9 protein-coding genes are annotated in these 13,508 nt (G+C 68.8%); 4 read left to right on the forward strand and 5 right to left on the reverse strand.

Annotation, left to right across the window (positions count from 1 at the left end):
* Window positions 1-427 precede the first annotated feature (427 nt).
* Window positions 428-2,263: a S10 family peptidase gene (locus AC1VVG_RS04200; RefSeq protein WP_049029236.1), complete on the forward strand. Its 1,836-nt coding sequence runs from the start codon at window positions 428-430 to the stop codon at window positions 2,261-2,263.
* Window positions 2,264-2,422: 159 nt separating this feature from the next.
* On the opposite strand, the gene AC1VVG_RS04205 is transcribed toward AC1VVG_RS04200, so the two are convergent.
* From AC1VVG_RS04205 to AC1VVG_RS04225, 5 genes are all read right to left on the reverse strand, one after another.
* On the reverse strand, window positions 2,423-3,211 hold the full coding sequence (locus AC1VVG_RS04205) for a sulfite exporter TauE/SafE family protein (protein WP_034187453.1): 789 nt from the start codon (window positions 3,209-3,211) through the stop codon (window positions 2,423-2,425).
* Window positions 3,212-3,531: 320 nt separating this feature from the next.
* Entirely contained in the window at window positions 3,532-4,971 is a 1,440-nt protein-coding gene (locus AC1VVG_RS04210; protein ID WP_200088946.1) for a DHA2 family efflux MFS transporter permease subunit, read from the reverse strand.
* A gap of 138 nt (window positions 4,972-5,109) precedes the next feature.
* Window positions 5,110-5,841, reverse strand: a complete 732-nt coding sequence (locus AC1VVG_RS04215) for a DsbA family oxidoreductase (RefSeq protein ID WP_343726971.1) — start codon at window positions 5,839-5,841, stop codon at window positions 5,110-5,112.
* A 182-nt stretch (window positions 5,842-6,023) separates the two neighbouring features.
* A complete protein-coding gene (locus AC1VVG_RS04220) occupies window positions 6,024-6,818 on the reverse strand; it encodes a helix-turn-helix transcriptional regulator (protein ID WP_482835286.1) in 795 nt (264 codons plus the stop codon).
* A complete protein-coding gene (locus AC1VVG_RS04225) occupies window positions 6,815-7,777 on the reverse strand; it encodes an ornithine cyclodeaminase family protein (RefSeq protein ID WP_482835287.1) in 963 nt (320 codons plus the stop codon). The genes AC1VVG_RS04220 and AC1VVG_RS04225 overlap by 4 nt, the downstream gene beginning before the upstream one ends.
* Window positions 7,778-8,158: 381 nt before the next feature.
* Between AC1VVG_RS04225 and AC1VVG_RS04230 the strand changes: the two genes are divergently transcribed.
* The 3 genes from AC1VVG_RS04230 to AC1VVG_RS04240 all read left to right on the forward strand — a co-directional run bounded on the left by AC1VVG_RS04230 (window position 8,159) and on the right by AC1VVG_RS04240 (window position 13,392).
* On the forward strand, window positions 8,159-8,938 hold the full coding sequence (locus AC1VVG_RS04230; RefSeq protein ID WP_034187454.1) for an ABC transporter substrate-binding protein: 780 nt from the start codon (window positions 8,159-8,161) through the stop codon (window positions 8,936-8,938).
* Between the two features lie 67 nt (window positions 8,939-9,005).
* Window positions 9,006-10,250 (forward strand): NAD(P)/FAD-dependent oxidoreductase, encoded by a 1,245-nt coding sequence (locus tag AC1VVG_RS04235; protein WP_034187249.1) that lies wholly within the window; start codon window positions 9,006-9,008, stop codon window positions 10,248-10,250.
* A 538-nt stretch (window positions 10,251-10,788) separates the two neighbouring features.
* A complete protein-coding gene (locus AC1VVG_RS04240) occupies window positions 10,789-13,392 on the forward strand; it encodes a beta strand repeat-containing protein (protein WP_482835288.1) in 2,604 nt (867 codons plus the stop codon).
* The last annotated feature ends 116 nt before the right edge of the window (window positions 13,393-13,508 follow it).

Raw genomic sequence — 13,508 nt, forward strand, 5'->3', positions numbered from 1 at the left:
ATACGAGAATATTCCTTTCCGTTTAGTTAATCGATCCTTTCGATTTTGTTAAATCGGCTCGGGCTGCGCTTGGTCGCCGTTTGGCGATTAATCTGCATCTCGCCGAGGGGGTTCGTTCGTCTATCTGAAGCGAAGGTGCCTTGCCGGGCATGCTTTGCGGGGCGTCTTATTGCCGTCGATTTTGTGCAAATGCGGATTGGCGGAATGAATCCGAATTGCTGCGGATTATTGAATTGTCGTTTGCAATGGAATTGCTTCCATTGTGCAGTCGCAAAAAATGGGTGGGGTAAATCATGCCGGTCGATATTCGTCGACCCGGTAAAAAACTCGGAGTGCGTCGCATAACGAATGCATTCCCGGTGCGGAGCGCCGGCGCAAATGATCCTTTGCGGCCGGCGGTATTTATCGTTCTGTTCGAGAGGCAATAATGACGACACGGAAGTCCTTGAAAGACGGTTTCGCGCTATTCGGAACGACCTTGAGCGTGCCGCTCGCCGCCGCAGCGGCCGCGGCGCTGCTCGTCACGGGGTGCGGCGGCGACGACGGGCCGAGCCCGACTGCTTCGGCCGCCGCGGCGGCCGCGACGTCCAGCGGCAGCACGCAGGCCAACACCAATGCGACGGCCGCCGCCGCGGCCGACCAGCCGTACGTCGACACCGACGTGTACGGCACCGGGCCGAACGACGCGGTCACGGATTCGACCGAAGGCGCGGCGGTCGTGCACCGCCAGGTCACGATCGGCGGCAAGACGATCAAGTACACGGCCACCACGGGCCACCTGACGACGATCGATCCGGTCACGTCGGCGCCGAACGCGAAGATGTTCTACGTCGCGTACACGCAGGACAACCCGGATCCGTCGAAGCCGCGCCCGGTCACGTTCTTCTACAACGGCGGCCCCGGCTCGTCGTCGGTCTACCTGCTGCTCGGCTCGTACGGGCCGAAGCGCCTGCAGTCGTCGTTCCCGAACTTCACGCCGCCCGCGCCGTACAAGCTGCTCGACAACCCGGACAGCCTGCTCGACCGCACCGACCTCGTGTTCATCAACCCGGTCGGCACCGGTTATTCGACGGCGATCGCTCCGGCGAAGAACAAGGATTTCTGGGGCACCGACCAGGACGCCCACTCGATCGACCGCTTCATCCAGCGCTACCTGACCAAGTACTCGCGCTGGAATTCGCCGAAGTTCCTGTATGGCGAGTCGTACGGCACCGCGCGCAGCGCGGTCGTGTCGTGGGTGCTGCACGAGGACGGCATCGACCTGAACGGGATCACGCTGCAGTCGTCGATCCTCGACTATGCGAACGCGCTGTCCGCGCCGGGCACGTTCCCGACGCTCGCGGCCGATGCGTTCTACTGGAAGAAGACGACGCTCAACCCGACGCCGACCGATCTCGACGCGTACATGATCCAGGCCCGCAACTACGCGGACAACACGCTAGCGCCGCTCGCGCAGAAGCCGAACCCGCAGGACGGCGGCTTCGTCAACGTGCGGCTGAACCTGAACCTGCAGACCGCGCAGCAGATGGGCGCGTACATCGGCACGGATCCGACGTCGCTGATCCAGACGTTCGGCAACCCGGCCGCGCTCGGCAACGTGCCGTCGTCGGACGACAACCCGCCGTACACGTTCTTCCTGACGCTCGTGCCGGGCACGCAGATCGGCCAGTACGACGGCCGCGCGAACTTCACGGGCAAGGGCATCGCGCCGTACATCCTGCCGAACTCGGGCAGCAACGATCCGTCGATCACGAACGTCGGCGGCGCGTACACGGTGCTGTGGAACAGCTACATCAACACCGACCTCAAGTACACGTCGACGTCGTCGTTCGTGGACCTGAACGACCAGGTCTTCAACAACTGGGATTTCAGTCACATCGACCCGACCGGCGCGAACAAGGGCGGCGGCAATACGCTGTACACGGCCGGCGACCTCGCATCGACGATGAGCGTGAACCCGGACCTGAAGGTGCTGTCGGCGAACGGCTATTTCGACGCCGTCACGCCGTTCCACCAGACGGAGCTGACGCTCGCGCAGATGCCGCTCGATCCGACGCTCAAGGCGCAGAACCTGACGATCAAGAACTACCCGTCGGGCCACATGATCTACCTGAACGACGCGTCGCGGACCGCGCTGAAGGGCGATCTCGCCAACTTCTACGACGGCATCCTCGCGAACCGTACCGCACTGCAGCGCGTGCTGAAACTGCAGGCGCGCACGCAGCAGCTCAAGCAGCAGAAACTGCAGCAGCAGGGGCAGTAAGCGGCGCGGGCGGCACGTCGCCGCCCCGGATGGACGACAGCCCGATCGGCGCAGGCCGGCCGGGCTGTTTTTTCCTGGGTCCGCGGAGGATGGGCGGCGTATCGGAGGCGCCCGCCGGGAAAAGGCGCAACCGCGAGGGAAGGGCGACGCCGGAACCGCTTACGCGAGCACGAGCCTGACGCCGACCGCGACGAGCGTCGCGGCGAGCAGGTTGCGCAGCAGCCGCTCGGGCGCGCGCGCCGACAGCAGGCTGCCGATCACGATGCCCGGCAGCGAGCCGAGCAGCAGCGACAGCAGCATCGACCAGTCGACCGAGCCGAGCAGCCAGTGGCCCATGCCGGCGACCAGCGTGAGCGGTACCGCGTGCGCGATGTCGGAACCGACGATGCGGGTCGTCGCGAGCAGCGGATACAGCAGCAGGAGCACGGTGACGCCGATCGCGCCGGCGCCGACCGACGTCATCGACACGAGCACGCCGAGCACGGCGCCCGTCAGCACGGTCGACCACAGCGTGCGGGCGGGGCTCGGCGCGAGCGGGTTGCGCGCGGCGAACGCGGTGAGTTGCGGCCGGAAGATCAGCGCGATCGACGTGAGCAGCAGCGCGATTCCGAGCACGAGCTGGATCATCCGCGCGGTGCCGGGCGCATTCATCCCGTGCGTATGCAGCCACCACAGCGTGATGGCCGCGGCCGGCACGCTGCCCACCGCGAGCCGGCCGGTGATGCGCCAGTCGATCGACCCTTTCAGGCCGTGGACGAGCGTGCCGGTGGCCTTGGTCGCGGCCGCGTACAGCAGATCGGTGCCGACCGCCGTCGCGGGGTGCACGCCGAACAGCAGCACGAGGATCGGCGTCATCAACGAACCGCCGCCGACGCCCGTCAAGCCGACGAGAATGCCGACGAACAGGCCGGACAGGGAGTACAGCAGATCGATATGGGGAAGCGACATCGGAAGCAGGCGGTTATGCGGCGTTCTGCGGCGGCGCGTGGCTGCGGCGCGCGCATCAAAGTCCGCCATTGTCGCAAATGTGGCGCGTCGGCGTACAACTGCGTTAAAAATAGGCCGGGAAAGCCCGCGCGACGGGACGGCGGGCGGCGGGCGGCGGACGGCGGACGGCGGACGGCGGGGGCGCGGTCGTTCGGACGGGCGGTGCGGCCGATCGTGTGCGATCGGGCCAAACGCATGACGAATCCGGCGCGTGCCGCGCCCGGCATGCGTAAAAAAGGGCGCGACAGTGCGCGCCCCGGTTCGATGGCGGCGGCCGCCGCTCAGTGCATCGCGGGGCCGGTGCTTTCGACGGCTTCCTGCCGCCGGATGCGCAGCGCGAAGCCGATCAGCGCGGCCACGGCGGCGAACACCGCGCCGAATGCGAATGCCGCGTGGTAGCCGCCGTTCAGCGCGGCGAGCGGCGCGGCCTGCGCGGCCGCGAGCACATCGGTGCGGGCGGCCGCGAGGCTCGCGAGCACCGCGAGGCCGAGCGCGCCGCCCATCATGAACGCGGTATTGACGATCCCCGACGCCAGCCCCGAATCGGCCGGATCGACGTCGCTCATCGCGGCGAGCAGCATCGGGTTGAACGCGACGCCCGCGCCGATGCCGAGCAGCGTCATGCCGGGCAGCACGTGCAACACGAAGCCGCCGTCGACCGGCGCGCGCGAGAACAGCGCGAGGCCGCAGGCCGCGATCAGCAGGCCGGCCGCGATCGGGCCACGGATCCCGAAGCGCATCACGATCCGCGCCGACAGCCCGAGCGAGAACGCGGCCATGATCAGGTTCGCCGGCAGGAACGCGAGCCCGACCTGCAGCGGCCCGTATTGCAGCACGCGCTGCATGTACAGCGCCGACAGGAAGAACCACGCGAACATCGCGGCCGCCCATAGCACGGCGATCACGTTCGCGAGCGCGACGTTGCGCGCGGCGAACAGCGAGAGCGGCATCAGCGGATGCGCGCTGCGCGCCTCGATCGCGATGAACAGCGCGAGCAGCATGGCGGCCGCGCCGATCAGCGCGACGGTCTGCGTCGACAGCCAGCCGGCCTCGTTGCCGCCGACGATCCCGTAGACGGCCAGCATCAGGGAAGCGGTCACGGTGATCGCGCCCGCGACGTCGAGCCGCGCGGCGCCGGCCGGCGCACGCCTGCGCGGCAGCAGCGCCGCGCTCATCGCATAAACCGCGATGCCGATCGGCAGGTTGACGAGGAAGATCCAGTGCCACGACAGCGAACTCGTCAGCAGCCCGCCGAGCAGCACGCCGATGCTGCCGCCGCCCGCGCAGACGAAGCCGTAGACGCCCATCGCGCGTGCGCGCTCGCCGGGCTCGGTGAAGAGATTCATGATCAGCGACAGCGAGACGGCCGACACCACCGCGCCGCCGAGCCCCTGCACCGCGCGCGCGGCGATCAGCATCGTCTGCGATTGCGCGAGGCCGCATGCGAGCGACGCGAGCGTGAACGCGACGAGGCCCGCGAGAAACATGCGCCGCTGGCCGTACAGGTCGCCGAGCCGGCCGCCGAGCAGCAGGCAGCCGCCGAACGTCAGCAGGTACGCGTTGACGACCCACACGAGGGCCGTTTCGGTGAAATGGAGGTCGGTGCTGATCGACGGCAGCGCAACGTTCACGATCGTGCTGTCGAGCACGATCATCAGCACGCCGAGACAGAGAACGATCAGCGCGTACCAGCGTTTCTCGCCGTGGATCCCGTGAGTCATGGGCTCGCAGCCTTCTGACAGTTATTTGAAGGGATGCATTGTAGACGTCATCGGTGCGCGCTTCCTGCCGGTTTGTGGCAGGAGCGTCGCGTAGTGGCACGCATCCGCGGACGGGCGGGCCGGACGCATCGACGCGCGTTACGCGCGCGCCGGCAGTGCGCAGCCGTCGGGGTCGCAGGCGGCCGCGTCGGCGCCGTCGAGTTCGACGATGCCGTCGCGCCACGCCTGGTCGAGCGCCTGCGCGAAGGCGTCGGCCGGCTGCGCGCCCGACACCGCGTAGCGGCCGCCGAACACGAACAGCGGCACGCCGCGCCCGCCGATCTGCGCGGCGCGCGCGATGTCGGCTTCGACTTCGTCGCGGTACGCATCGCTGCGCAGCACGGCTTCGACGGCCGCGCGTTCGAGCCCCGCCTCGACCGCGAATTCGGTCAGCGCCGCGTGATCGAACAGCGAGCCGTGTTCGCAGAAATACGCGCGGTACAGCCGTTCGGTCAGCGCGTGCGCGCGGCCCGTCGCTTCCGCGAGCTTCACGAGCCGGTGGCCGTCGAGCGTATCGCCGACGAGCGTGCCGGGCAGGTCGTAGCGCAGTCCGACGCTCGCGGCCGCATCGGTCACCTGGCGCAGCATCTGGTCGACCTGCGCGGGTGACATCCGGTATTTGCCCGCGAGCATGACCTCGACCGGCTCGACCGGCTGGCCGGGCATCAGCCGGTACGCGCGCAGCACGACGTCGACGCGATCGGCGTGCGCGAACGCGGCGAGCGCCTCGTCGAAGCGGCGCTTGCCGATCCAGCACCACGGGCAGATCAGGTCGGACCAGATTTCGACGGTCAGGGTCGGGCGGGCAGTCGGGGCGGGAGCAGTCGTCATGGGCGGTTCCGGGCGGCAATGAAATGTAACCGTGATTGTATCATTTCGTGCTTCGACACCGCCGGTCGCGCGAAGCTCCGTGTGGAGCGGGGGCGCGCCCGGCGTACCACGAAGCATAGACAGGGAAACGGCATCCCGATAGCGACGACCGAGGCGGCCGTCGTGCGCCCGCCGCGCGGCGCTTACGCGTCGCCCTGCGTTTCCTTCAGGTGCTTGAGGTGTTTGTAGACCGTCGCGCGCCCCATCCCGAGGACGTTCGCGACGTAGTTGGCCGCGCTCTTGCCGCGGAACGCGCCTTCCGCGTACAGCGCCTCGACGAGCTCGCGCCGGTGCTCGCGCGTGAGCCCGTTCAGCCCGACCTGCCGCTCGCGCAGCCAGCCGTGCAGGAACGTGTTGATGCGCTCCTGCCAGTCGTCGCGGAACAGCTCGTCGGGCTGAGCGACGACGCCCGCGCCCTTGATGAACAGGTCGAGCGTCGCGCGCACCTCGTCGAACACCGCGATGTTGAAGTTGATGCACATCATCCCGGCCGGGCGGCCTTCGTCGTCGAACAGCACGTTGCTGACGCAGCGCATCCGCCGGCCGTCCCAGTTCAGCTTCTCGTACGGGCCGATCACGCGTTCGCGCGCGGAATGATCGATTTCCTCGAGCGCGGAATCGTCGCCGACCTCGCGCTTGGACAGGTTGTTCGCGAGATACAGCACGGTCTGGTCGTGCAGGTCGTGGATCACGACTTCCGCGTACGGGAAGAACAGCGCGGCGATACCGTCGGCGACGGGCGCATAGCGGGTGAGCAGCAGGTCTTTGACGGGGGATTTCTTCTTGCGCATCGGTGTCGCCATCTCGGGTGGGCGGGGGCCGGGCAGCGCATCGGGCCGGCGCACGGGCATACCGGTGGCCGGCATGCCCGTGCGCCCGCGCGCGGCCGCCGCGGCGGTTGCGCCATTGTATCGGCCCCGCGCGCGCGCGCCGCTCATGCGTGCGTCAGGTGCGTGTACAGCGCGTGCGCGATCGCGATGTCTTCGAGCCCGAGGCCGATCGAGCGGAAGAACGCGTGACGCGTGCGCGACGGCGCCGCGCAGGTGCCGGCGACGAGCGCGGGCAGGTCGCCGACGATCCGCCCGGCATCCCAGCCGTGATCGGCCGTCGCGATCTGCATTTCGCCGGCGCTGGCGGGCGTCGTGTGCCGGTAGTCGCAGTAGACATCCATGTCGGGCAGCCAGGCGGGCGGGATTTCGTGCGCGCGCGCGACGTTCGTGCTGATCGACGTGACGAGCGCCGGGCGCGTGAGCATCCCGTCGCCGAGCACGGGCGTGCCCGACGACGTGCACAGCATCACCACGTCCGCGTCGCGCACGCAGGCTGCGACGCTCGCCGCCGCACGGGCGCGCGGGTCGAGTTCGGCGAGCGTGGCCTGCAGCGGCGCATTGCCGGCCAGCGCCGGCGAGTACACGCGAATCGTCTCCCAGTCGCGCAGCGCCGCCGTGTGCCGCAGATGCGCGAGACCGACCGCGCCCGCGCCGACGATCGCGAGACGGCGTGCGTCGCGCGGCGCGAGGCAGTCGACCGCCAGCGCCGTCGTGCCGGCCGTGCGTTCGACCGTCAGCAACCCCGCGTCGCACCACATCAGCGGCTGGCCGGTCCGCATCGACATCAGCGCGGTCCAGGCCGTGACGATCGGTTTGCCGCCCGTCACGACGTACGGCGACAACTTCGCGCCGAACACCTGCGCATCGGCGAGCGCGCCGAGATACGTGATGAAGTCGCCGGCCTGGTCGGGAAACAGCGTGAGCGTCTGCGGCGGCTGCACCGCGCGCGCCGCGGCGAGCGACGCGAACATGCGGCGCAACGTGCCGAGCACGTCGAGCGACGGCAGGGCCGCGCGCACCGCGGCTTCGTCGACGGTCAGTGGCGGGGTCGGGGCGGTTTGCGTCATGGGGACATCTCCGGTCGGGGCCGGACAGGACGGTCTCGAAAGACGGTGTCCGGCGGTGTTCGTGATGGACGAAAAGTCTAATATAGACAAACAAGATCTGGAGAATTTTTCTTTTCGAGACCGTGTTTCGCCGTGGTTTTCCGGGAAAACATAGGTAAATCAACGGTGTTCGTCGTGGCGGGCACAAGCGGGGAGGTCACGCGACGACGCACGATCATCGTATCCCCTATAGTCTATAGTAGACTTTGAGTCTATATTTCGGCTGCGGGACACGGCACATCGTGTTGCGGCGGCCGCCTGCATCGAATGCCGATCCGGCGCCTGTCCGACGACGTCGTGCGACCGATCTTCCTCGCCTCAATCCGGAACAGAAGGACCGTCATGAACTGGAAGCTTTCCCTTTGCGCCGCTGCGGCGCTCGCGTGCGCGGCCGTCACGGCCCATGCGGAACAGACCACGCTGCGTTTCGGCATCGAAGCCGCCTATCCGCCGTTCGAGAGCAAGACGCCGGCCGGCCAGCTGCAGGGGTTCGACGTCGACCTCGGCAACGCGGTGTGCGCGAAGCTGAACGTGAAATGCGTGTGGGTCGAGAACGCGTTCGACGGGCTGATCCCGGCGCTGCAGGCGCGCAAGTTCGATGCGATCAATTCGGCGATGAACATCACCGCGAAGCGCAAGCAGAGCATCGATTTCACGCCGCCGATCTACGTGGTGCCGATCGTGATGGTCGCGAAGCGCGGCTCGCCGCTGCGGCCCGACGTCGCGAGCCTGCGCGGCAAGCACGTCGGCGTGCTGCAGGGTTCGTCGCAGGAGGATTTCCTGAAGGCGCACTGGGCCAATGCGGGCGTGGCCGTGGTGTCGTACCAGGATCAGGACCAGATCTACGCCGATCTCGTCGCGGGGCGGCTCGACGCGGCCGTCCAGGAAGCGCAGACCGCGCAGGACGGCTTCCTCGACAAGCCGGCCGGCCGCGACTACCAGATCGTCGGCGACGCGCTGAAGGATCCGGCGACGCTCGGCGAAGGCACGGGCTTCGGGATGCGCAAGGGCGACAAGGCGCTGCAGGCGAAGATCGTTGGGGCGCTCGATGCGCTGAAGAAGGACGGTACGCTGAGCGCGCTGTCGCAGAAGTACTTCAAGCGCGACATCATCGCGAAATAAGCACCGCCGCGCGCCGGCCGCGGTGCCGGCGCGCGGCGCATCGAATCTCGACGCAGGACGGGGAACCATGGATTTCGACGTCATCGTTCTGGGGGCCGGCATCGTCGGCGTGTCGTCGGCGCTGCACCTGCAGGATCGCGGGCTGCGCGTCGCGCTCGTCGATCGGCGCGCGCCCGGCGAGGAAACCAGTCACGGCAATGCCGGGCTGATCGAACGCTCGTCGGTCGTGCCGTACGCGTTTCCGCGCCGGCTCGGCACGCTGCTGCGCTACGCGCGCAACCGTTCGGTCGATCTGTACTGGGACTACCGCGCGCTGCCCGCTTATGCGGGCTGGCTCGCGCGGTTCTGGCGCGAATCGTCGCCGCAGCGGCTCGCGGCCGCCGCGCGCGACCTGCTGCCGCTCGTCGCGGCGAGCGTCGTCGAGCACGACGCGCTGCTCGCGCGTACCGATGCCCAGCCGCTCGTGCACGACGGCGGGTGGATCGAGGCGTTCCGCTCGCCCGCGCTGTTCGATGCCGAAGCGCGCGCGCAGCAACGCGTGGCTGTCGAGCACGGCCTGCGGATGGCCGTGCTCGACGCGCGTGCGCTGCGCGAGCGCGAGCCCGGCATCGGCGACGCATTCTGCGGCGCCTTCCACTGGCAGGACCCGAAGACCGTGTCGAGCCCGGGCGGACTGACCAAGGCCTACGCGCGGCTCTTCGAGCGCGACGGCGGCACGTTCGCGCTCGGCGACGCGAGGACGCTCGCGCAGGTGGACGGCGGCTGGCGGCTCGGGTCCGAACACGGGCCGATTTCGGCACGTTCGGCCGTGGTCGCGCTCGGACCGTGGTCCGATCATGTGTTCGCGCCGCTCGGCTACCGCATTCCGCTGCGCGCGAAGCGCGGCTATCACATGCATTACCGGCCGACGCGCACGCCGCTGAACGTGCCCGTTTGCGATACCGAGGAAGGATTCGTCGTCGCGCCGATGGAGGGCGGCCGTCTGCGGCTCACGACCGGCGTCGAGATCGCGCTGCGCGGTGCGCCGCCGACCGGCGTGCAGCTCGCGCGCGCCGAACCGCTGGCGCGCGACGCGTTTGGCATCGGCGAGCGGCTCGATCCCGAGCCGTGGCTCGGGATGCGGCCGTGCACGCCCGACATGCGGCCGGTGATCGGGCCCGCGCCGCGCCATCGCCATCTGTGGTTCGCGTTCGGTCATTGCCACCACGGGCTCACGCTCGGCCCCGCGACCGGGCGCCTGCTCGCCGAAATGATGACCGGCGCGCCGACCTACATCGATCCCCGTCCATACCGGCCCGCGCGCTTCGGTTGACCGGCGACGCTACGCGGCGAAGCGGCGCCTGCCGCCGCCGCCGTGCGTCGCGTCACGCGCGCCGATCACGAGAGGGCATTCACAGTATTTCATTCTGCTGTCCGGATAATCGAGAGCCGCGTGATCGAAAATGATCTGCGTAATCGTCAAGAAAGAAAATCGCGAATCAAAAAATTAGTAAATCAGCGATTTATCAATGTATTTTCATATCGGTGAAATGCGTAATGGGCAGCCGTCCATGACGGTATCGGGCACCATCGCGACCGGCTGTTCCGGCGCTGCGCGGAATGTACCGGAACACGTTACTGCGGGGCTCGCAAACGTTACGTTACATCCACGCCCTGTCCGCCTTTTTCATCAGACGATTGATGCCCGTCAATCCCTGGGCAACCCCTGAATTTCGTCTGAAATCGATTAAAAAATCGTTATTTCCAGTCAATAGGCTGACGAATCCATCCTTTTTTTGAATTGGCACGCTTCGTGCAATCCGTCCCCATGCTTTATCAACGTAGTGCCAACCGAGATAGGGAAAATAACGATGAGACACAATCTTAAATTGACGGGTGTGGCGCTGTCGGTCGCGACGGTGTTCGGGGTACTGGCTTCGGGTTCCGCAGTGGCGGGTGCCCTCGATTCGCTGCCGATCCCGCAAGTGATCGTCAACCCGCCGACGAACAGCGTGTCGGTCGGGCTGGTCGCCACGGGCACGTCGCCGCTGGGCTCGGTCACCGTGACGGCGGGCGGGTCGGGCGCGATCCAGACCTCGCTCGGCGATCCGGGACAAGTGCTGTCGGGAGCCGTGGGGGCGGTGACGGGCGCACTCGGCGGCGGCACGGTGCAGCCGCTCGCACCGGTCCAGGGTGTGTTGAACCAGGTGACGGGGGCGCTGAATGGCGGCAACCCGGCAAGCGCGCTGACCAGTGCGTTGAATACGGCGACGGGGACGCTGAGCAATGCGGTTGGCACCGTAACGGGCGCATTGGGGAATGTCGGCGGCGGGACGAACCCGCTGGCGCCGGTGCAGGGCGTGGTGAATCAGGTGACGGGCGCGCTCGGCGGCGGCAATCCGGCCGGTGCACTGACGGGCGCACTGGGCGGCATCGGCGGCGGGTCGAACCCGCTGGCGCCGGTTCAAGGTGTGGTGAATCAGGTCACGGGTGCGCTCGGTGGCGGGAACCCGGCTGGCGCGCTGACCGGTGCGCTCGGTACGGTGACGGGGGCACTGGGCGGTATCGGCGGCGGGTCGAGCCCGCTGGCGCCGGTGCAAGGTGTGGTGAATCAGGTCACGGGTGCGCTTGGTGGCGGGAACCCGGCTGGCGCGCTGACCGGTGCGCTCGGCACGGTGACGGGCGCACTGGGCGGTATCGGCGGCGGGTCGAGCCCGCTGGCGCCGGTGCAAGGTGTGGTGAATCAAGTCACGGGCGCGTTGGGTGGCGGCAACCCCGCCGGGGCGCTGACGGGCGCACTCGGCACGGTGACGGGTGCGCTGGGTGGTATCGGCGGCGGTTCGAACCCGCTGGCGCCGGTGCAGGGTGTGGTGAACGGGCTTACCGGGTCGATTGGTGGCGGCGATCCGGCTGGCGCACTCACGGGTGTCGTCAACACGGTGACGGGGGCGCTAGGTAATCTCGGCAGCGGCTCGAACCCGCTGGCGCCGGTGCAAGGCGTCGTGAACGGTGTCACAGGCGTACTCGGTAGCGGGAACCCGGCAGGTGCCTTGACCGGCGCACTTGGTACGGTCACGGGGGCACTGGGCGGAATCGGCGGCGGCACGAATCCGCTGGCACCGGTTCAAGGTGTGGTGAATCAGGTGACGGGCGTGCTCGGTAGCGGCAATCCCGCCGGCGCGCTGACCGGTGCCCTCGGTACGGTCACTGGCGCGTTGGGCGGAATCGGCGGCGGCACGAATCCGCTGGCGCCCGTTCAAGGTGCGGTGAATCAGGTGACGGGCGCGCTCGGCGGCGGCAACCCGGCTGGCGCGCTGACCGGCGCCCTCGGTACGGTCACGGGCGCACTGGGCGGCATCGGCGGCGGCACGAATCCGATTACCCCGATCCAGAACATCGTCAACCAGGTCACGGGTACGCTTGGCGGCGGCAATCCGGCCGGCACGCTGAGCAACGCGGTCAACACGATCACGGGCTCGCTCGGCAACCTCGGCGGCGCCGGGAGCCCGCTGGCACCGGTGCAAGGTGTCGTGACGCAACTCGCGGGCACGCTCGGCAACGGCAATCCGGCCGGCGAGCTGACGAACGCGCTGAACGCCGTGACGGGTGCGCTCGGCGGCGCGAATCCGCTGGCGCCGGTGCAGGGCGTCGTGAACCAGGTCGTCGGCACGCTGTCGGGTGCGGGCGGCGGCAGCCCGATCGCGCCGATCACGAACCTCGTCAACGGCCTGCAGAACGCGCTGCCGGGTGGCAATCCGGCCGGTGCGCTGACCGGCGCACTGGGTTCGGTCACGGGCGCCCTCGGCAACCTCGGCGGCGCGAACCCGCTGGCGCCGGTGCAAGGTGTCGTCAACCAGGTCGTCGGCACGCTCGGCGGGAGCAATCCGGCCGGCACGTTGAGCAACGCGGTCGGGACGGCCACGGGCGCCCTCGGCAACGCGGTCGGCTCGGTTGCGGGTGCGCTCGGCGCGCTGGGCGGCACGAACCCGCTGGCGCCGGTGCAAGGCGTCGTGAACCAGGTCGTCGGCGCGTTGTCGGGCGCGGCGGGCAGCAGCCCGATCGCCCCGATCACGAACCTCGTGAACGGCCTGACGGGCGGCGGCAACCCGGCCGGCGCACTGACCGGTGCACTCGGCTCGGTGACGGGCGCACTCGCGAACGGCCCGGCAGCCCTCGGCCAGGCGGCCGGTGCGCTGTCGGGCGCGGCCGGTTCGACGGCAGCGGCGGGCGGCAGCCTGCTCGGCTCGGGCGCGAACGCGGCCGGCGGCACGGCGGGTGCAGTCGGCTCGCTGCTGACGACGGGCGCCAACGCGACGGCGACGGTCGTCAATGCGGCCGGCACGTCGGTGGGTACGGCGCTCGGTTCCGCGCCGAGCCTGTCGGTGACGCCGCATTCGGGCAATAGCGCGCCGAACAACCCGCTCGCGCCGGTGACGTCGCTGCTCCAGTCGCTGACCGGCGCACTGCCGAAGTAAGGGCCGGATCCGCACGGCGGCGCCGCATGGCCGCCGTGCGCCGCGCTCGCGCAACGCGGCATGACAGCGATGTCATGCCGCGTTGTCTTTTCGGGCCTCCCGCTGTCTTGCGTCGC

It is taken from the genome of Burkholderia sp. L-4 (assembly GCF_056856535.1).

Excerpts from the sequence above, each read along its gene's own strand:
- AC1VVG_RS04210 (WP_200088946.1), bottom strand. The coding sequence starts at position 4,971 with ATGACTCACGGGATCCACGGCGAGAAACGCTGGTACGCGCTGATCGTT.
- AC1VVG_RS04240 (WP_482835288.1), top strand. The coding sequence starts at position 10,789 with ATGAGACACAATCTTAAATTGACGGGTGTGGCGCTGTCGGTCGCGACG.
- AC1VVG_RS04220 (WP_482835286.1), bottom strand. The coding sequence starts at position 6,818 with ATGAGCGGCGCGCGCGCGCGGGGCCGATACAATGGCGCAACCGCCGCG.
- AC1VVG_RS04235 (WP_034187249.1), top strand. The coding sequence starts at position 9,006 with ATGGATTTCGACGTCATCGTTCTGGGGGCCGGCATCGTCGGCGTGTCG.
- AC1VVG_RS04230 (WP_034187454.1), top strand. The coding sequence starts at position 8,159 with ATGAACTGGAAGCTTTCCCTTTGCGCCGCTGCGGCGCTCGCGTGCGCG.
- AC1VVG_RS04225 (WP_482835287.1), bottom strand. The coding sequence starts at position 7,777 with ATGACGCAAACCGCCCCGACCCCGCCACTGACCGTCGACGAAGCCGCG.
- AC1VVG_RS04200 (WP_049029236.1), top strand. The coding sequence starts at position 428 with ATGACGACACGGAAGTCCTTGAAAGACGGTTTCGCGCTATTCGGAACG.
- AC1VVG_RS04205 (WP_034187453.1), bottom strand. The coding sequence starts at position 3,211 with ATGTCGCTTCCCCATATCGATCTGCTGTACTCCCTGTCCGGCCTGTTC.
- AC1VVG_RS04215 (WP_343726971.1), bottom strand. The coding sequence starts at position 5,841 with ATGACGACTGCTCCCGCCCCGACTGCCCGCCCGACCCTGACCGTCGAA.